This window comes from Janthinobacterium sp. PLB04, from assembly GCF_021165895.1.
GTDB classification, from domain to species: Bacteria; Pseudomonadota; Gammaproteobacteria; order Burkholderiales; family Burkholderiaceae_D; genus Janthinobacterium; species Janthinobacterium lividum.
In genome coordinates this window covers 3,532,345-3,553,205 of record NZ_CP088968.1, presented here as the reverse complement: position 1 = coordinate 3,553,205, position 20,861 = coordinate 3,532,345, and the positions used below count along the sequence as shown (strand labels likewise).

13 protein-coding genes are annotated in these 20,861 nt (G+C 49.4%); 10 read left to right on the top strand and 3 right to left on the bottom strand.

Translation table 11 applies throughout. From position 1 onward, the window contains the following. Positions 1–991 precede the first annotated feature (991 nt). Both LSO07_RS15685 and LSO07_RS15680 read left to right on the top strand, forming a co-directional pair. A complete protein-coding gene (locus LSO07_RS15685) occupies positions 992–1,720 on the top strand; it encodes a hypothetical protein (protein WP_151095273.1) in 729 nt (242 codons plus the stop codon). Next, positions 1,717–3,612: a caspase family protein gene (locus LSO07_RS15680; protein ID WP_151095271.1), complete on the top strand. Its 1,896-nt coding sequence runs from the start codon at positions 1,717–1,719 to the stop codon at positions 3,610–3,612. The genes LSO07_RS15685 and LSO07_RS15680 overlap by 4 nt, the downstream gene beginning before the upstream one ends. Positions 3,613–3,752: 140 nt before the next feature. Here LSO07_RS15680 and LSO07_RS15675 read toward each other — a convergent pair whose 3' ends face one another. Next, a complete protein-coding gene (locus LSO07_RS15675) occupies positions 3,753–5,498 on the bottom strand; it encodes a caspase family protein (RefSeq protein ID WP_151095269.1) in 1,746 nt (581 codons plus the stop codon). A gap of 461 nt (positions 5,499–5,959) precedes the next feature. On the opposite strand from LSO07_RS15675, the gene LSO07_RS15670 reads away from it, so the two are divergent. The 4 genes from LSO07_RS15670 to LSO07_RS15655 all read left to right on the top strand — a co-directional run bounded on the left by LSO07_RS15670 (position 5,960) and on the right by LSO07_RS15655 (position 12,885). After that, positions 5,960–7,030, top strand: a complete 1,071-nt coding sequence (locus LSO07_RS15670) for a CHAT domain-containing protein (protein ID WP_151095267.1) — start codon at positions 5,960–5,962, stop codon at positions 7,028–7,030. Between the two features lie 35 nt (positions 7,031–7,065). Next, a complete protein-coding gene (locus LSO07_RS15665) occupies positions 7,066–8,064 on the top strand; it encodes a hypothetical protein (RefSeq protein WP_151095265.1) in 999 nt (332 codons plus the stop codon). Continuing rightward, positions 8,061–9,398: a lipase/acyltransferase domain-containing protein gene (locus LSO07_RS15660; protein WP_151095263.1), complete on the top strand. Its 1,338-nt coding sequence runs from the start codon at positions 8,061–8,063 to the stop codon at positions 9,396–9,398. Before LSO07_RS15665 ends, LSO07_RS15660 begins: the two co-directional genes overlap by 4 nt. Positions 9,399–9,927: 529 nt before the next feature. Continuing rightward, positions 9,928–12,885, top strand: a complete 2,958-nt coding sequence (locus LSO07_RS15655; protein ID WP_151095261.1) for a CHAT domain-containing protein — start codon at positions 9,928–9,930, stop codon at positions 12,883–12,885. Between the two features lie 556 nt (positions 12,886–13,441). On the opposite strand, the gene LSO07_RS15650 is transcribed toward LSO07_RS15655, so the two are convergent. Further along, on the bottom strand, positions 13,442–14,392 hold the full coding sequence (locus tag LSO07_RS15650; protein WP_151095259.1) for a site-specific integrase: 951 nt from the start codon (positions 14,390–14,392) through the stop codon (positions 13,442–13,444). A 252-nt stretch (positions 14,393–14,644) separates the two neighbouring features. Here LSO07_RS15650 and LSO07_RS15645 point away from each other — a divergent pair, with 252 nt between their 5' ends. Both LSO07_RS15645 and LSO07_RS15640 read left to right on the top strand, forming a co-directional pair. After that, on the top strand, positions 14,645–15,688 hold the full coding sequence (locus LSO07_RS15645; RefSeq protein WP_151095257.1) for a DNA-binding protein: 1,044 nt from the start codon (positions 14,645–14,647) through the stop codon (positions 15,686–15,688). Between the two features lie 85 nt (positions 15,689–15,773). Then, positions 15,774–16,256: a DUF488 domain-containing protein gene (locus LSO07_RS15640; protein WP_151095255.1), complete on the top strand. Its 483-nt coding sequence runs from the start codon at positions 15,774–15,776 to the stop codon at positions 16,254–16,256. Here the strand turns inward: LSO07_RS15640 and LSO07_RS15635 are convergent. Continuing rightward, entirely contained in the window at positions 16,213–17,040 is an 828-nt protein-coding gene (locus tag LSO07_RS15635) for a hypothetical protein (RefSeq protein ID WP_151095252.1), read from the bottom strand. The genes LSO07_RS15640 and LSO07_RS15635 overlap by 44 nt on opposite strands. Positions 17,041–17,299: 259 nt before the next feature. Here LSO07_RS15635 and LSO07_RS15630 point away from each other — a divergent pair, with 259 nt between their 5' ends. Together LSO07_RS15630 and LSO07_RS15625 are read left to right on the top strand one after the other, a co-directional pair. Then, positions 17,300–19,051 (top strand): ATP-dependent nuclease, encoded by a 1,752-nt coding sequence (locus tag LSO07_RS15630; protein ID WP_151095250.1) that lies wholly within the window; start codon positions 17,300–17,302, stop codon positions 19,049–19,051. Between the two features lie 8 nt (positions 19,052–19,059). Continuing rightward, positions 19,060–20,712 carry a UvrD-helicase domain-containing protein gene (locus LSO07_RS15625; RefSeq protein ID WP_191909691.1) on the top strand — a complete coding sequence of 551 codons (1,653 nt, stop codon included), beginning with the start codon at positions 19,060–19,062 and terminating at the stop codon, positions 20,710–20,712. Positions 20,713–20,861: the final 149 nt, after the last annotated feature.

Sequence of the window (20,861 nt, the reverse complement as noted above, 5' to 3'; positions counted from 1 at the left end):
GAGGCATTGCCTGTAGATATGTCCCGCAGCTTCAATCTTAGCTGCCTCGGCCGCGTTATCGATACTGGCGCAGGCAGTTAATAGAAAGGTGGGAAGGCACAGGAGTGTTAGTTTCATAAATTTCTCGAACTTTCAGCTCAAATTGTTTTAATGCTTTGATCCGCTGCCTCTGACCGGTTGCCACTATTGAAAGGCTCCCTCCCTAATCGGACCGTGAGGGATACTGAACGATCATTTGCCATAAGGATCGGTTTGCGCATCAGCAAAAGATGTCACCTTGGCGGAGGGGGCAGGGCGCTTTCATGGAGATAGCTGAAGGCACGGAATAGAACCGCAACAGTGCAAATAAGGCGCAGCTGTGGGCCCGGGGCGACTAACGATAGCCAGCTCTCTCTCCGTCGCCAGGTGCCGAGGAGCATGCCGCATATAACCGAAAAGCCAAAGAAAGCGATGGGATAACTCCCAGAGTGGGAAGCCCGGATAAAACAAAGAAAGACCAAATCGTGATCGTGATGAGGCCGAGATTGCTATGATCGCGAGTGCCAAGATGAAGTGAAGTGTGTTCATATGCACTTTAAGGATTAAAAATTTTTCGTTTTAAGGGAGAGCATCAAGAAGGTCCGCTTTTGGGTGCCGATTCAATCGCTCAACGCAACACTTTAACTTAAATGCATCGTTGCAGAGCGGAAATGATGCGAAAGAAAAACCGAATCAATTGCGCTGCGCCCCGCTGAACCCGAGATTAACGTTGCGAGAGGTTTAGCCACGGAAACGTTCAAGGTGGAATCCACCGAAGCTAAAGCAGCTCGTGCTAGATCGTGGTAGGAGCTTGTGCAGGGCAGGGGAGATAGACAGGTCAGCCCCGATCTCGTCATTGGATCAGGCAACGACGTGATCGCAAACTAGGAGTTTGCTAGGCCACCCAGCCCCTAACACGGTCCATCGATCTTTCATCTTAAGGAACTATGGATCAGGATAGTCTAAGCTACTGATGGCGATTCACATCTGTTATGCTCGGGAGTGGAAGACCAATTCAGTCATTATTTTAATATTGCCTTTTAGAAAATATTTATGTGTAATAGGGGAGAATTTGAAGAATCGTTCAGTGATTTTCTTTTCTAATGCTACAGACTCTCAAGAGATCGAGCGGGCGATGGCTGAAAAATTTGGCGAAATTCTTGGCCAGATCCAATCCGCCTATACCAATCCCGAAAATACTCAACGCTTTGATCACGGCGGCCCACTACGTAGACCCTCTTCATCGACGTACTTTGATGGAGGGATAAAGACGCATTCATCATTACACGAGGTCCGATTCCAAGACATCGCCGAACATGATGTGTCCATCCTTCGGCGAGAGCTTGAGTCATTCAAGGCCACCATGAACGAACAATTTATACGTTCGGTTTATACGACCTTAGCAGATTCATGCGACAGCGTCGGAAACGTTGTAGATGCTCAGGTAGAAGGATCCACCTTGGGTGCGCTTGAAGCCATGTTGGAAAAACTCGATATCCAAGTTTCACCTGATGGCACACCAAAGTTACCTGAAATTCACGTGGGTGCCGATGCTTACGATAAATTCAAAACAGCTCTCGAAAGTACGTCCCCAGAGTATGAGGCTCGGATCGAAAAAATAAAATTACGTAAGATCACAGAAGGCTGGGAACGTGAATTGCAACGCCAGGCAAGATTTGTTGGTTACGGAAAAAAAATATGAGAGTCACACTTTGTGTGGGATGCAATAGCTATGATGCCTTGCCAATTGAAGACTTATACGGAGCCGAGGGCGACGCACAACGCATGTTTGAAGTGCTAATCGCTGATTCTTTCGGTGGCTATTCATATGAGTATTCCAAACTACTCCTATCACCCACACTTGCCGAAATAAGAGAAGCACTGCGTAACTTACTATCCGAAAATGGCCCTATTGATACATTTACGTTCTATTTCGCTGGGCACGGTAGCGTTAAGGCTGGTAGCTTCTACATGTGGGGCCGAGATGTGGCCGCAAGCAGCCTTTCAATGACCGCGCTTTCACTCAGCGATGTTTTCAGAATGATTGCTGAAGTCACTCCAACTCAGACAAATATTATCGTTGATGCGTGTGAAGGAGGCGGACTAATCAATGATCTCGGCGTGCTCTTAAAAGCTGATGCCCTTGGAGATGCCCATACACCCGGCGTCACCCTGTTCGCGACATCCGCCCAAAACGAAGGCGCGATAGAGGAAGACGGGGCAGGGTGCGGGACATCGGCGTTATTGGACTGCATCCAAGGTCGTGACTTTGTTCAAGACCACTCAGCTGCTTTGGACCTTATCGAAATCAGCAAGCGAGTCTGTAGCAAACTGCGTGCTTCTGGGCAAACGCCTGTGGTATGGGGGCTGAATCTTTCCAGTGCACCGAGATTCTGCCGAAACCCATTTTATTCGGATACCCTCTCCTCGATCCATACTTTCGTCAAGGATTGGACCATCAAATCCGAAGTTGACCTAAGCCGGAACCAGTACGAGGAACTCTGGTCAATCTATGACTCGATTGAATCGAATTGGAATCCACGAAGCTTGGCCAACACTGTTCGACCAATATTTGCAGAACTGTCTGATACTCCCCAAGTGCTGGCCAGTTTCGCTCTACGTCTTTCTTCATCTCTTACGCAGCGAGCTGAGGCTTCCGCTGATCAATTTCGATCAGCGGAAGTCTACGCTGTACTTGCAGTATCTCTGCTGCCCCACTTGAGAGCCCATGAAGTAATAAAAGTAGCCGAGCATATCGTCGACGAAGTTTTTAAACGGCTAGCCGTGGCAAGTAAGGCATTAAACGATGCACTCGCTACGAACCCGTTTGCGCTCCTATCCGCGGAAAGTCCCCTTCCCGAACTATACCTTTTGCCTATCCGAGTTACAAAAGTCTTGGCATGGACCGCACTACCTCCTCTATTTGAGTCGGAGTCTACACAACCAATAAATGCAGCAGGAGCTCTATACGCAGAACTCTTAAAACGTTTACTGGAAAATTACAAATTCTCGATTACCCCAGTCTCTGATACTCAGGCGGCATACTGGTATGTTTGTCTATCAGCATTGAAAAAATTCGGACTTATCTCGGAAGCGGAGGAGATTTTTGGAATAGCGTTTTACGGATTGGTCACCAACAGAGGGAAGTTACTGCATGCATATGTAACGGGAGAACAAGTCCTGGACTACATCCTTGCAGTTGATTCAAAAGATTTTTCGAAGGTAGTCAGTGCAATCAAACGCCCCAATGAAACATTAACTGTTTTTCTTCGGCTAGCGCCGCTTTTTGGTCTTACGGAGGTCGTTGATGAAAGCTTATGGCTACTGGATGACGTTAGTTTTTCGGCCTACATCAATTCGGATTCTTCGTCCTTCGGAGATCAAACCATGGAGGGGGGCGAGAATTTAGCATGGGGAATAGGTTACGACATCTTCCGGACTCACGAACTTTCTAAAACCTGGCCAATGATTGAACCTCCTTCGACTAAGCTTGTGCAGTATCTGTCGATATTTGCTGCGCTTCTGTATCCCAACCGTGTTCCATGGCAATGCTTTGTTGCGGACTCAATCGATGATGGCAACACTTTAATCTAATCACAAAAATTGTAAAATTATTAGAGATGAAATAGAGTCGAAAATCGTCACGCCAAAAAAGCAGGCAGTCTTGGCGTGTACTTGCGGGCCAGAAGTTCAGGCATATTCTTGATGCGTGGTAACCATTGTTGCAAGACGTTTCAATGCCAATTAAGCCCGCCAATCAGTTCGCGGTATTGGGTCGAGACGTACTCAAATCTCTCCTTACTCCCGTCAAACATTCCAGCCCTCAACGGCGCCCAATTTAATCCCTGCGCAGTTGCCTGAAAAATAATTCTCTCTAAAGGGTTATCACTGCTACTGTAAGCCTTCCAACCAAACCGCCCAATTGGCCCCCATATGCGATCGCTGCGTTTGAGCTTTCTATCTGCGCATGCAAGTGCAAGCAATACTTCAAAATCATCATACGAACGTTCATAGTTACGTCCGATGAAAAGTATATCGTCAAGTTTAGGCTGCAACTCTTTATAAAGATGCTCGCTCATTGGAACTCTATTTCTCTCGTGCCCGGGAAGTTGTTTAAAAATGCTTTGCCCTATTTCGCTGATACCTTGTGACAAAAGATCGATAACGAGCTGAGGTTGCGTTCCGTATTCGACTATATCAACAGCAGTGTTAAACATTACTGCCAAAGAGTCGTATCGGCCTCCTTCGACTGCGGCAATGCCGGCGCAATATGCCGCTATGATTAGCGGATAAATACGCATCGCAAGTAAATTACTCATACCTCCCGATGTATCTATATTATCCGTGACGCGCGAGAAGATTTTTTGAAAAAGGGCATTGTGCACTGGACGGCCCCAGTAAGACATGCACGACGCAATAAGCGCAAGATCATTTACTACGTATTCATACCGAGAAACACGTGAGATTACCTCAGCCGTTCCAGACTCTCCGCTGGTCGGAAAGATTCCAACACCAGATTGCGATAGGAAGTGGCGCATCTCGTCCACAACCACGTCATGTAGTTCTATCGATGAGGAGTCAGCGGCTAACAGCGACTTGACCTTTTTAATCTTCTCGTCGGTAGTAGCCAAACAGGGAGGTTCATCGGGATAGGGAACGATAAGTAAGCTATCAATATCCCTATCCGCTTTTTCATCTTCACGGTCCAGCCGCGGGGCCAGAAGCACAAAGTCCCCATCTCCTTCAAAATGCCCATAGTGCGGTGTTTGGTTGGAGTTGATATCATTTGAAACCTTGCTATAGACATAGGCCATGAGGGCGGTCGCAGTGAGTACGCCAGATTCACCAAAAGCCTTTCCTCTAATGCCCTCCAAAAGGTGACCCGTGAAAATAGAATGATCGGCCAATGGCCCATTGGCGTCAGCGACTTCCTCATTGGCTTTTCCCGCCGTGAGAACTTGGCGTGAAAAGCGAAGCATCATGTCTTTCAAGAAGCGAGCGCTGCCAGCGTGAAGACTGCGTTTCAGTGCGAGGCCACCGTAACAGGCATCCATGATGAAGAGCATGTGCTTTGCGCGAATTAGTTCAGAGTCTCGGGTCAGGTCATTCCAACGAATGAAGGTTGACAGATCATCCATGACAGCGTCATGCGGAACCAAATACCCGACTTCACCTCTGTTGCCTCTTCGCGTGTCGCCATGTCCAGCGAAGAAAATGATGATCCGATCATCGACATCAACGTCATCATTGGCGAGGCGCAAATAATTTTTTAATATTTCGGCCTTGGTAGCCCCCTCATCTTGTAAACAAACTATATTCTCAGGCTTGAACTTGAGGGTGTTAATCAGTTCCTGTCGAACACCAAGAGCGTCGCTGACAGCGTACGACAGGGGGGGCGCCTCTTTATACTTGTTGATCCCGATGATCAGCGCACGGCTGTTTGTGTAACTCGTTTTCAGTATGTATCGCAGATCCGTCAAGATTATCTCCAAAAAAAATGTTAAGGAAGGCTTCCTCCCTATTCTACAAGGTGATGGCTTACCCGCAAGGACTTGCGCTGGCTTCCACCGCAGATAGAATCAAGGCGCACCCTAAAGATCCAGTCGATGGGCACTCTGGAGCTACCACGTCGTTTCTTAAGGAGAAAATCAATGAGGGGGTACAAATCACTAACGGAAAGCAGCAAGGCGTCGAGCGAGAAGATTTGCATGAAACGAAACATCAACAGTAATTGCACTTAATAAAGACATCTCTGCTTAATTACCTACTCATCGATAGATAAAAAATTAACTATTACGCCATCTCGGAGCATTTGAAAAGCGAGGCAGGGAATGGCGCCACAACACCAATATATCGTTAATTTTATGTCTTTTCATTGCCCAATGAACACTTTGCTTCACATGCATGCTATCCTGTTTTTTTATCTGTTAGGAGTTGGTGAGTGAGTATCTCATTCGATTTATTTTTACTTGATGGTCGTGATGGGAACTCTCTATTGGCTCTTGGTCGACGTGGGGCGGATACCGCCATAGAACAGATCGCGTTCAATGATACGCTCGATCGATTGGTTCACTTCGGTCGTAGACTAGGGCATTCCGTAAGCGGAAGTGGCAGGAGGCCTACTCCGGTAGAGTTGAAGAATTTTGGTAGGGAGCTTTTCAGCTTTATATTTCCAGGTAGTTTGCAAGAGATGTATGATCAGCTGCCAGCAGGGCAGATTAGTCTTCAGATTTTGAGTGATCACCCTGCGATCCGGGAGGTGCCCTGGGAATACATAGCTCCTCACAACGTACCAATTATTCCGCATAGAAATCGATCAGTTGTTCGCGTTCACCCAACCTGTGGCGTATATCAACCGCCGCGGAAACGATTTAGTAAACTCCGAATCCTCTTAGTTTCTGCTGATCCTATTGATCAGCAAGGCGTTCCTTTGGACGAAGTACTATCCACTATGAAGCGCAAGTTCGAATTGTTTCCAGGGCAGGTTGAGGTACAGGTTGTAGCAGGGGCCACCCGCAAAGGACTGATGGCTACGCTCATGCAGGGGAATTTTGACGTATTCCATTTTTACGGACATGGGGAGGTCGACTCTAATGGCGTAGGAAGTCTAGTACTAGAGGATGCGAAAACTGGTCGCAGCGACCGTGTGCCAGCATTGCAGTTGGCTGTCGCACTCGCTGGCAAAGGAATTCAACTAGCAATACTAAGTGCATGCAATACGGGAGCAGGAAATCATGCCAACGAGTTCGATGTGGTCTCGACCGCCTTGATCAAGGCGGGCATTCCAGCTGTGATTGCCAATCAACATCCAATACCGACCGAGACGATCGCATCATTTGTCAGTACAGTGTACGTTTCACTACTAAATCAAGGCGATATTGATATGGCTGTGGCAGAGGGACGGAGCTCACTTGCTGTGACTTTAGAAGATACTACGGCCTCTGCAGTTTTAGAATGGGGGATTCCCGTTCTTTACAGACTCTCTGATGCAAGACAACTTTTTGAAATATGAAAAAAATTCCGACCTACACCTTGATTAGGAGGCCCTTGACTATCAGTGGCGAGGGGGAGTACATCGCTCGTGCGCCCAAATCATCATCTTCTGGGGGCGACAAAAGCAGATCAAAGTCAATAACTAGTTCAAAGAAGCGAACTGTCGAGAAGCGCACTCTTGAAGCAAGCTCGCTTGCGATACGCAAGCAGGTATCAGACAGGAGACTGCAGGAAGTATATTCCAACCTAAATGAGAACTTTAGGGCGACGCTGCGATCATCCCATGGCAGTACAAGCGTCAATGATCGCGATGCTAAAGTCATTGCAACTGCCAGTGACAACATAAAGAAAATAACTGAAAAATTGGCTCGTGAAGAAAACGTACTGCGTGTCGGAATTGTAGACATGGGGGCTTGGATAGGTCAGCTTCCAAAGCTGCTTGAACGTCTAAACGCAGCACAAACCACATTCACTATTTTTGAAGTCATGGCGCCAATTCCGGCAGGTTTGGTCAAGACGATTGATGGATTTACTGATTGGGCAAAACTAAAAATGCAATCAGAAGACATCGACTTTGGCGATGACCGACCCACCTCTTCACAAATAATTTTCGACGACTTCGTAATCGCAGCCGAGGATATCCGTAAGGGGATGGGGCTGGATCTATTAATCGGTTTGACTCCGCATATGCTTGGTGGAACGGCTGAGAAAATAGTTTTTGCGAATCACTTTTCGGCAACTGAAGGTGCTTCAAGTCTCATTTCCACAGCAGACTTACGAGAATTTTCTGCTCTGGCAGGTCGTCCTTTTGAGGCCGGAATCGGAATGCTTTTAATTGCGACGCTTTTTGTAACGATAACTCCAGTTGGCTATCACAATATAAATACTGGTTGTATTTTCGACTACAATTCGGACAGAATTAGTTTGATTGACTCAATAAGAGCAATGCAAATTGATAACGGGTGTCAATCGATGATGGAACCGAAGCAAGTTCAAACAGCTAAAAGCATGCTTACTACCTTAAAGCGAATGAGAATAAGGATCACGAAATGAAAATCGCAATCATCTTAATTCCAGGAATAATGGGTTCCGTTTTAGAGGACAACGGGAAGATTGTGTGGCCTGGTAGCATATTAGAACTGATGCGCCCGTATAATCACATGGATTCCTTACGAAAGCCTGATTTGGTTGCAACTGATGTAATCCGCAGCTTTTCATTATTTTCTCAATACGACAATATTATTGATTCATTAGAAAAAGCTGGGTTCCAAGAGGGTTCTGAAGGAAACCTGCGTGTCTTCCCCTACGATTGGCGCAAGGACAACGAGCTTGCAGCAACAGCACTCGCAGACTTGATTGATCAGTTTGCTGCCTCTCTGGGGCCTGATTACCGAATTACCCTTTTAGCTCATAGCATGGGTGGCCTTATAGGTCGTTGCTATCTTGAGTCCGGAATTTTTTCCAACAGGCCCGGATTCACGACCGTGGCGTCTCTCATTACTATGGGAACTCCCCATAGAGGAGCACCTATGGCACTGTCTGCAGCGGTGGGACTGGAGAAGCGATTATTTTTAAGTGCAGAGCAGGTTCAAGAAATTGCAAATAACGATCTTTTTCCATCCTTGTACCAATTGCTCCCACCTCAGCATGAACCGTTTGCCTGGAACAGAGATGTTAAAGAAAACTTTAAACCAGAGGATATTTACGAAGTTAATACTGCAAAAAAGCTGGGACTTTCGAAAAGTAATCTTGAAGCTGCACAACGTTTTCACAAATTACTTGACCTGGCAAGACGCCCACTTAATGTTCGTTATTTTTTCTTCGCTGGCACAAAAGAAGAAACTACCTCTGGAGTACAATTAGTCGCCGACGGTACAAGATTTTCCGTCATGAAGATGCAGCGAAGCTATTCTGGCGACGGTACCGTGCCATTCTGGAGCGGATCACAATCGGGAATTCAAACTGAGCCAGTTTCTGGCGAACATGGCACGATCTATCAAGGACGGGGGTTAAAGCTCATTCTCGGTGGATTATTAGGGAAAAGAGGTGTGCTAGCTACGGAGACTGCGTCTATTGAGATTTCCGTAAACCCGCCTGTAGTGAATCTAGAAAGTACGATTAGGGTAACAATCAATCTACCGATCGGCAATCAAACTTTGGCAGGTGTGATACGGCTGTGTCGCGTCGTCGCAACCGAAGGCCTAGCACCAACAGGGAAAAGGTATACAACCAACTTCCAGGTGAACTATAGCGGGCCTGAAATTGATCATCTTACGATTGTAATGAAGGCGCCGGAATATGCCGGAATTTATGAAGTAGGATTCGCGTTGGATACAAACGCGGAGCCATTGGCGAAAACTACATTAGTTGTGCAGCTGGCCAGCTGATTATAGTTCACCACTGCGAACGCTCAGACCAACGATATGAAGGAGTGGCAACCTAACAGGCGCTAGTTACCATTATGGCAATTTCTATCTATTTCCATACATAGAAGAAACGGAGCAATTTGAATATGGTGAATACTCCCTTTAATCAAGATAAAACTCTGCGATGATAAGGGATTATTCGAGATATGGGATCTAATCGGAACCTGGTCGGTTGAGCTGCGATTTTTTTTGAGTCGTCGAGAAGTAACAAAAGACGGAATTTTATTAGTTTCATATTTCGGAAATGACTGGCTATATGTCGAAATAATTTTCTTGATATAAGATTTATATGTTTTTCTCTGCGGATTCGGCGTAACGAGTTCTTTGTGGAAAAATTAACAGACACCACAATTACCTTGGGGTTATTCTCAACGTTATCAGTCGATATGATTAACCTTTGAGTGACATTGATATCAGCCCGTTGGGTGCAATATTTTTGCCTTCGTACGATTCTTGAACCTATGCGCCCGAAGCAGGACAACCAAACCATATGTCACTTTTTACCCGACTCTTTTTTGAACTACATCGCCGCCTTTCCGAGTATTTTCTCAAAGCATCAACGCGCCAGCAGGAACCGCCGGTAAGTCTTGAGACGGCGTATTCAGCATATTGTTTCGGATCGATGAGGACAGGCGCCGAGATGACTGTCTTTTTAGCCTCATGGATGAGGGATAACGACAATTCGTTAGCTACAACACGATTAATCGTCGATATACTAATGAGAGATGTGAAGGAAGACACATCCGATCACTCATATCGGCAGCGATGCCGGTTTTGCGCCCGAATGGTCGCTTCAGTTCCAAGCGACGCCATAGAAGTACACGAACATCCGGCATATGCTGTCGCATTCTATTCACTCAACTGTTTTCACCCCTATCTGTTCAAGGAAATATTGATCAGATTACTGCGGAGCTCCTATGGTCGCGGGCTAAAGAACAAGGCCGATCTTTTTGTACAGCTCGCAGTCGCATTCGACTTCCAGGGTAACTTTAGGCGCGCAGAGACTCTGCTACTGCACGTCCAGACAATGTCCCGCACCGGAGCCGTCCGGCCCCTCACAGCCGATTTTGCGCTACGGTTGCTAGCAACGGTATACGCTCTGCAAGCCAAAATCGCTACCGTTCTTTTACTGTATGCCGAGGCAGAGCCACACGTCAAAGCAGTTTATGGTTTATCCTCACTTCAAATCGACATTGCCTGGACATTGGCGGTATGCCGAAATGCGATGGGCGCCATGAACACCGTACCACCGCTAGTAGTTATTTCCGTGGCCGCCTCGAAACACATCGCGAAACGACGCGCTGCTGCCGAAGATCTTGTGGATGTCGATATGCTGATGCACGGACTCGATCGTGGCCGGTACGCCCACCTATCTACGTTGTCGGGAATGATGTCACTCCGCATTATGCGCGAAGCGCCGCCTCCTGACCTCGATGGCGAATCATTGGCAATGGCTTGGGTAAATGCGGGCAATGCCATGCTGAGGAATGTTTCAATTGCATCGGAATGGAATCTGGCGGCGCGTCATTATTTCGAAGAATTGATAAAGCACGTAAACAGCGGCGAAATCCTCACAAGCCCTGATGTCCAGTATCAAGTAGCGCTAGCCCATGCGGGTATCGGCTACTCATACTCAAATCTCGCCATGACGGCCCAGCAGGGCGAGCAGCCCATCATGTATACAAGAGCCAAGGAACATCTCGATGTAGCTATCGACTTGCTTCAGCAACTTGGCCGAGACGGATGGATCGAAACGCGTGTCTGGGCTGCCGCAGGGCGCGTTGAAGCCGCCTGCGGCCATGTCCACTCCATACACCGACGCTTTGCCGCCGCATTGTTGGCAGGCGCGACGTATTATCAACTCAATGTTGAAGACCTCGTTCAATTCTTCTGTCCAGATGACGACACGAGGGTGAAGTACAGTGAAGTCCTAGCAGAATTGGGACATACAAATACTGCCATTCTTTTTGCTAAAGCAGCGGTCAGCTTGATCCATCATCAATCTGTGCCGTTGGAGGAGATTGCGGAGCTTGCTCCAGCATATATCGGTCCGCGAACTATGGCACACAGAACATTGATTAACGAACTCAGTAAAGTTGGGAGATATAACGAGGGCGAACTGGCGTATGACCTGTTAAAGGAAAATGAGTACAACGAATTCACCCAGAGATCCAACACAGAAGCAGGCATTACCCAGGCTATTGCCCTTACCCCCTTCGAACTGGAGGCTATCCGACGATCAGGACTCAGCACAGCCGTGCTCGGAGTAAAGTGCCTCGACCAGCGAGAAGCCACAGTAAATCGACTCGCCGAAATATTTGAGAGTCTGGATGGGACCATACAGGCGCTAATCGACAGCCGTCGCTTTGCCGATGCTCTGGAATACGAGCGACGAGGAATTGATCCTACGAAAAATCTCGGAAAGGCTGACGCAATTATCCGATTCATCGCATCTGGATCCACACTTTCGGTCTCTTTTTCTACCTATCGCGAAAAAAAACAGCTTGCTCTGTCTATCGACTTAGGCGCAGTGAAATCGCTGATATTTCTGTTCAGGCAACAATGCCGCTCATCCTCATCCGATCTTCCATCTCTACACCTTCTTGGGCAGCAGCTGTACCAAATCCTGCTTAACCCCATCAAAGATGCTATCAGTAAGGAAATCACGCACCTGTACATCGAGACCGACCAACTCCTTGCCAGCATTCCATTCGCCGCACTACATGACGGATACGAATATTTGATTCAGCGCTTCTCGCTAACCTACCTAAACAGAGTCGCACTTAACACGAACGCAGAAGTAACTTTAGGCAACACTAAGCACGCCGCCATTTTCGCTTGTACCAATGTACCTGGCGATGAGTTACCAGGCGCTGCTCGAGAGGTGAAAATCATCTCAGAGCAACTGGGTATGCGGTCAAGCCTTGATCTCGACTTTTATATCGACCAAGAATGTCGCACTGAGGACTTTCTTCGTGAGATCACCAGACCCCGTGGAGGACAGGGTCTCATTCACCTAGCAACACATGCTAGTTTCGATCCTTCGAACGACGCATCCTCCAGTCTCGCCTTTTTAGATAAGAAGTTGAGCATACGTACGCTCAGGACGTTGCTAGAGAAATCGAGTTGTGACACCGGTCTGTTCGTACTCTCCGCGTGCGGAACTGCTCGTCAAGACATTGACGTCGAAGGCTTTAGCTCAGTTCTATTGAGATCCGGAGTCCGGACAGTCCTTGCTACACTGTGGGAGACGTTCGACGACTCAGCACCAGAGTTCTTTCAGCGATTCTACGCTCACATAACGGACCTGACTTCGGCCTCAGCCGCTGCTTCGGCTGCAAGAGCGGCTCAGTTAGCACTGCTGACATCCAACTGCAATACCACATCAGCATTCGTTCATCCAGCTCACTGGGCTCCCTATATAGTAACCACGGCCCAGATTTCCTAGTTGGGAAACGCCCCGATCGCTGGCGTGTCGAGCAAGTATCAAAGGCGCCGATGCGATATCGTAATCAAATGAAGAACACTAACGCCTAAAAAGTACCTAATAGTCCGTTCAGCTAATCAAAATATTCATCGCAATTTTCCGCGATAAATATATCAAAAACTTAGACTGGCGAATAATAATTTTTCACTTTCGTCGATTGCATTGTCATACTGGAAAATTACAAAACACATAGGGGGAAGGAAGCCATTACCACTTGCTAATGAAAACCACTTTAGCTATGGATTTAGATATAGAGCTGGAGAATCGTAAAAGCTACTGGAGCCATCGGGAAAATATAGCAGCTAATAGTTAGTAACGCTCCGAAAATTTCGGCCAAAAAATATATTTTTACCACCTATGACCTTGTACGAATTGCCGCATTGACAGAGCAGTACGCGACATCGTCAGCTGGTTTTATGCATCAGACCAACACTCAAGCTGGTGGCCTTTACCAAAAACATCACTTCATTCCGGTCAAGAATCGGTAGCCGCTTGTGGTCTGGCCGAAAAGGGCCGGTTACTTGGCGTCAAGACGAGGTAGGTTCTGCTCGATGCGGAGTCGATTAAACGAATCCTCCCGGTCAATGTAGCGCAAGGCAGACTGGGCATTCTTCCAGCCTACGTGCTCCATCAGCGTTTTGAGATCCCATCCATTGGCTGTTGCCCAACTGGCAAAACCGCGCCGCAATGAGTGCGCGCTGTACAGATCAGGCGCGCCCACGCCGGCGTCGTGCAGGATAGTGCGTAGGAGCGGCACCAGGCTGTCGATATTGAGGCCGGTAGGGCGGATATTGCCCCAGCGATCAATTGCGCGGAACACAGGACCGGCCGGCAATGCCACTGCAGTAACCCACTCCTCGTAAGCGGTGACCGGGCACAGGCGCGATAGAAGTGGCACCTTGAAGCTGCCGCCTTTAAACTGGCGATCCCCTTTTGTCCGCGGCAGGAAGCAGGTCATCCCTTCGCCTGGAGTAATGTGAACGTGCTCGATTTGCAGGCGTGTTAGCTCGTCGCCGCGAAACCCACGCCAGAATCCGAGCAGAAACAACGCCTTGTTGCGACGGTACCGCAATTCGGCTCCCAGTGCTCCCTGCGCTTGTGCCGCGTCAGCGCTGGCCGTCAACCAGCGATCGACTAGCATGAGTTGATCAATCTGAAAGGGTTTTGCCCGCTTTTCCTGGGCCGGGTACAAGGTCTGGATGCCACGCAAAACCTGGCGTACCACGGGTGCCTTGGTCGGATCTGGAAAGCCTTGATCGAGATGCCACTTGGCCAATGCAGCTAAACGCTGACGCAGGGTGTTGACGGCATGTTTGTCGGCGCGATTGGCCAGGTAGCGCGCAATGCTGTCAGGCGTGGCGGGTAAAAACCCGCCCCATTCCACCTCGAAGTCGCGGAGCGCGCTTTGATAGCTCTGCCGGGTATTTTCGCGCGTGGCGGCCTGCAGGAAGCGGTCGATATCAGACATGGCAAGCAAAGCTGAAGGAGTCCGGGCAAGGGCAGTAATGAGGTCGTTGGCAAAAGGAGCGGTGTCGCGTTTGTCTGGCGTTCAGGCTAAATGTACAGGTGCACTGGTCAAAACTGCACAAAACATGGCCTGGCACAGGATAAGAATACATTATCCGGCCTCAATTTCAAGCAGAATCTCGCCTTGATTTTCGCCCGCAATGGTATGTAATTACATGGCACATACTGCATTATCTTAATTCGTGGAGATACCATGTCCCGTACTGGCCTTTACCCATCAGACGTCCGTAAAGCACGGGATTCACTGCTTGCACAGGGGCGACATCCTTCCGTTGACGCCGTTCGTGTCGCGCTTGGCAATACAGGCTCGAAGACCACGATCCACAAGTACTTAAAGGAGTTCGAGGCGAAGGAGGGCGTCGTTAACGGACGTAGCGTGGCTGTCAGCGATGCGCTGCAGGATCTGGTCGCGCGCCTGGCGGCGCGATTACACGAGGAAGCAGATCTGCGCGCGGACGCCGCCCTCGTCGACAGCACCAAAGAAGCACGGCGCCAAGCGCAAATCGCCCAAAAGCTTCAGCAAGATCTGGAGGCGGCCCGCAGATGCGAGCGCGACTTGACAGAATCGCTGGCAACCGAAAGGGACATGCACGAGGAAACGAAGGCGGCGCTGCAGCGGGAAACCATCCTGCGCCACACGGCCGAGCAGCAGGCGGCCGGTCTCAAGGACAGGCTCATCGAAAATGAGCAGCACCGCGCCTCGCTCGAGGACAAACACGCCCACGCCCGCTCAGCCCTCGAACACTATCGCCAGGCGGCCAAGGAACAGCGCGACCAAGAACAGCGACGCCATGAGCAGCAGCTTCAGCAGGTGCAGGCGGAACTGCGGCTGCAACAGCAGGCGTTGGTGGCCAAGCAGGAGGAGGGGGGGCGACTTAATCAGGACGCCACCCGCTTGGTCGTGGAACTGTCGCACGTCAAGCAGTCGTTGTACGAACAAGTAACGCTCGTGCGCAAGCAGGTACAGACAATCGAACGGCTTCAATCGCTGCAAGTGCAGGTGCCCGATCTCGAACGGCAACTCGTAGGCAAAATGGTCGAGATCGATATACTGTCGCAGGATCTGGCTGCTACCAAGGAACAAATAACGCCAACTGCAGAGCGAGTTCGGGAACTCGAAGTTGCGCTGACCCAGGCCGAGGCACGCGAACAAGCACGGCAAGAGATCGACGACCAAATGCGCTCCTACCTCGAATTCATGAAACGGGGCCTTGAAGGCGAGAAGCCTGGCGCATAAGACGTCGCGTATGTTGGCGCGAAACGGGGTTTCTAACGAGTGCTTGCTCGTTTCGTGTAAACTTCGGGATCACAAGGAATAGAACATGAGCATATTCACCATCGGCTACGAAGGCCTAAACATCGACAATTTCCTTGCATTGCTCAGATCGGGCTGCGTGGAAATGGTCGTCGACATCCGAGAACTTCCTCTGTCGCGCAAGCGCGGCTTCTCAAAGAATGGGCTGCGTGACATGTTGAACGCCAACGGTTTCGCGTATCGGCACATGTCCGAACTCGGATGTCCGAAACCGATACGCGACCAGTACCGCCAAGATGGAGACTGGCAACGCTACAAGAAGGATTTCAAGCGCTATCTGTCCCTTAAGAATGATGTGATCGCCGACCTTTCGGAAATGGCCGGAAGCTCCAACTGCGCGCTGCTTTGCTTCGAGGCGAACTACCGCATGTGCCATCGCTCCATGGTCGCCGACGCGGTTCATCTGGCATACGGCATCGAAGTCGCGCATCTCCAAGCAGGCACGGTCAAAACAGCGACGACTGCGAATCGTCCTGAGGCACTCGCTTAGGCGGGTAGATCAGGCTGATGATGAGCCACTGGTGCGGGAATCGATGCATGTTTCCCATCATGAAGATCAAGTCCTTCTCCGCGAAATCGAGTTCAAGTTTTGCACGGAAGGGCGCCTCCCAGCCCGCACCGTAATTTGTCCGGCACGTGCGGAAGAACATGCCGACTTCCCAATCGACGATCTTGTGTTTACGGACCTCCTCGCCCGCGGGCGTCTCGCAAACGTAATGGTAATAAAAGTCGAAAGGCAACTTTTCGAGCCGTTTCAGGTGTTTCCGCTCTTCATCCCGTGAAAAGAGGTTGCCCTGGCTTTGCTCTTGAAGTAGTTTGGCCATCTCTTCCTCTGTCCAATCGGGCTCGCTGACCGACACAATTTCCAGTCGAACTAGTCGCTTGGGCCGCAATATCGCGAGGCTCATGCCCCGACCCGAGCGCTCGCCGTCCATCAGCTCGAAGCTGTCGTATAAGGGCAACTTTTCCCACCACAAACGGCGTGTGCACCATTTCTCTTTCGTCGGAATTCTCTCACGCACCTGAATCGTGTCCACGTAAATCTTATGGCTCTCAGGGCGATGATCGGCCGACGACTTTTCGACTCGGACGTCAATCCACTGCCATTTCTGAAACTGTTGATCTCCAGAAATCATACGAAATGGGACCGGATACAGCCGCCTTGCCTCACCCCGGTCATTGATTCCAGCGACACACGATGTCTCCGCATGTTTGGCGCTAGGCGAGGGATAAGTTTTCGCCAAAATCAAAATGCGCTCAACTCTGGTCGTCATTGATGGGAACCTTCCAATATGTATTGGGGGAACTTCTTGCCTAACGCACATATTAACGGCAAATTCCGATAGAATATAAAAAATAATCCACATCGCTAACTCAAAGATGACCTAAGATTTTTGCCGGGTTAGTGATTTTTTTGGTTTCGCAATGTTGCCGTATGGCATTTCATGGATGTGTTTTAAAAGATCGACATAGATTATTTTTTCATGTTACGTCCGCAAATTAACTCTTTATCGCTCGACAACCAACGTCCCTATGTATCTACAAACACTGGAAATCAAGAATTTTCGAAAAATTAGTGCGCTTACCATGTCATTCTCTTCTGGACTAAATATCCTACTAGGAGAGAACAATATTGGGAAGACCACCATTGTTGACGCATTGCGCACATTATTGAGCGGCCCCGATGAGCTTTACACGCGCTTGGGACTAGAAGATGTCAATGATCAAACGCTCCAGCGGATCACCTTCCGTTTTGTTTTCAAGGGCCTCGATATCGACCAAGCGGCCCTATTCATGGGCGCAACCGTGTTGGACGCAGACGGGAGTTTTTCGGCCGAATTTCTCGCAGAATTTGATGCTCCAGATCGGTTAGGCCGTCTCAAAGCGCGACGATACTGTGGCGCGAGAAATACGACCGCGATGACCGCGGAAATGGCTGAGCAACTGCGCAGCGTCTATTTACCGCCGCTGCGGGACGCATCACGGGGCCTGAAACCCGGTGCTCGGAGCCTATTGGCCCGATTGCTGCAAAGTGTTTCTTCAGCGGAGGGGCTGCAGCAGTGCAACCAAATCCTTGCTCAAGTTGATCAACAACTGGGAGCCTCGCAACCAATCTTAGCTACGAAGGCTGCCATATCCCAGCGGTACAATGGCATGCTTGGCGACGTTCTGACCCAGCAACTTGACCTCAATTTAAGCCCTCAGGACATCGGGAAAATTGCGGCACGCTTGGCGATTCTCGCTGACGGATTCGATATCGAGCGAAATGGACTTGGCTACAATAATCTGATTTACATGGCCGCGGTCCTCGGTGAATTGTCTTTAGCGGAAGAGGCCGTATATCGCTCCTTAATTATTGAGGAACCCAAAGCACATTTGCACCCCCAATTACAATCAATTTTGCTGTCGTACTTTCAGCAAGAGGTTGCGCATGGGGGACAGCAAGTGCAGTTGTTCGTAACGACACATAGCCCGCATTTTGCTGCTTTGGCAAACTTAGACGACTTAATTAAATTAAGCGAGCATCACCGTGTTCTGACGGCGTTCTCGGTGAGAAATGCAAATCTTGTCGCGCGTCAAAAGAAAAAACTTGAGCGCTATCTGGACATCACCCGTGCCGACCTCTTCTTCGCTAGGGCGGTAATCATGGTTGAGGGTGCCGCAGAACGAGCGCTCGTGCCCGCTATGGCCGCTCATCTGAATGTCAGCTTGCGGCATCTGGGAGTCACCGTGGTCAGCGCGGAAGGTTTGAATTTTGATTGCTTTCTGCCATTGTTTGGACAGAACGCGATGCCTGTAAAGGTGGCCACCATTACAGATCGAGATCCTAACGCAATTCCATTTCCGGCGTTGGGCGTACATGGTGACATTTCCAATGCTGCCTTGGCAATTATCGCCATGGATGAGACTTTCAGGAAGGCGTTTATCGGCGCGAAGACGCTTGAATATGACATAGCTCTGCAGGGGCCTATTAATCGCTCACTAATGCTTGCGGCATTGGCAGAAATTCACCCTGTTATTGCCCGGGATCTCGCGGCCGCTGTTGGTCTTCAATTGGATAACACGGAAGCGGCCCGATGTCTTTTTCAAGGCATGTTCGAGCGCCCCTTAGGAAGCAAAAATGTTTCAAAGGCAGCATTCGCTCAAGAGCTAGCGGAGAAGCTAAGAGAGAATCCCGCCGGCTTTGTGGTTCCCGAACATATCCACGCGGCCTTTTCTTGGATCCGGGTTCCGGCGCCGCCTCGTGCATTGGTGGTCTTGCCTCCTCCAGCACTAGCCGTGTAAGGATTTTAATGTCTATCGAAGATCAAAATACTGTAATAACCGCGCCGCTGATCAGTATGTCGATCATTGCCGGCGCCGGAAGTGGCAAGACCAAAACGGCGATCGCCAGAGTTCTTGCAATTGTGAATCGCCTTCCTCGGTTAAAAAGAGTGGCACTACTTTCCTTTTCGAATATTGCAGTAAATACTTTTCGTGAAGGACTTATTAAGGCGGGCGGAGACGTTGCGCGAGTGAACGTGTCCACATTCGATTCTTTTTTTGCACAACACATCGTAATCCCTTACGCCTGGAATTTCATGGCCTGCCCAGAGAAGCCATTCCTCGTTTTCGGTTATGAGCCTTTTTTGAACTCGTTTACTATTTTCCATGAGAATCGACATTACAACATAAGTGATTTAAAAATCCGCTACACTGCCGCAGGCTATCAAGCGATCCTTGGGCAAAACCAAATAGTGCCCTGGCCGGTCGCGCAGACGGCGATTGCAAATTTGGGAAGAACAGGGGCTTACACCTATGAAACGGCACGCTATTGGACTCACTTGGTCTTGAGCAATTGGCCCTATCTTGCCCAACTTATCGTTACACGGTATCCCCATATTATTGTTGATGAAGCCCAAGATATCGGGGCTTTGGACTGGGCGGTTCTTCAAATCTTAAAAGATTATGGATTGCAACTATCGCTGATTGGCGATCCTGCGCAGGCGATTTTCGGATTTAATGGCGCTGATGGGGGACATCTTCAGCGATACGTTGCCACCGATGGGATTGCCCATTATTCACTATCTACTAACTTCAGATCGGTGCCTTCGATTGTCCGATGCGCAAATCAGCTCACGGGCCGGACGGACGTCGCAAATAGAGCAGCACTTCAGACCCATTCCGGAGCGTTCATCGTTCCCTATGTTCCGGAAAACCCGAGATTGATTCTCGATCGTTTCCAGCAAGTGACGAATGATTTGGGCTATCCACTAAACGAAAGCGCAGTGATCTGTCGGGCTAATGCGTTGGTGGAGCAGCTTAGAGGCGGCTCCGCAAGCCGAGGGACAGGCTTGGTGAAAAATTTGGTGAAAGCGGTGGATAAAAGAATTTCCAACGAGTACGACCGCGCATTTTCCGAATGTGTCGGGGTCGTCGCTGCTTTAATCGAACCACCGAATCCAAGGTTCCGGGCACTGCTGGACGACTCGCAAGAACCATGGGCACTTGAAGTGAAGGCAAAAATCTGGCGCTTTGTATGTGATCACGAGAATGGCCTGCCCCGCAGCGAACTTAGCGCGCGCGATGTGTGGTTACCACGATTGTTAATCAATCTGCGTGCACTGCTTCTCAATCTTGCGGGCCATGGGATGACTTTCGCTGAAATAGGGCGAAGAATTACTGCTAGGGATCTTGATGCTGATCCTCTGGTACGTCCCAGGCATTACGTGAGGGTCGATACCGTACACCAGGTAAAGGGGGAAAGTATCGGTTCGGTTCTGTATATCGCGACTGAGAGACATGCACAAGAACTATTCGGAGGAGTCGGCACGGAGAACGGGCGTATCGGCTACGTCGCGCTGACTAGGGCGAGGGATATATTTTGGTTGGCCGTTCCTGAGAATGTATATGAGCGACTTGCTGAGCGCGCAGCCACTGTTGGAATAATGAGATTGCCGATATAGCTTGGAACGATAGTTTCAAACGCCTGCCTGAATTGTTTGCGTACTGTAAGCTCACTTCCGAACTCCGGGGCGCGACATAGCGGGCAGGGCGGTAATGGGTTTAAGTGATCGCTATCCCGGTGCACATTTTTTGGACGGATCCACAAGTG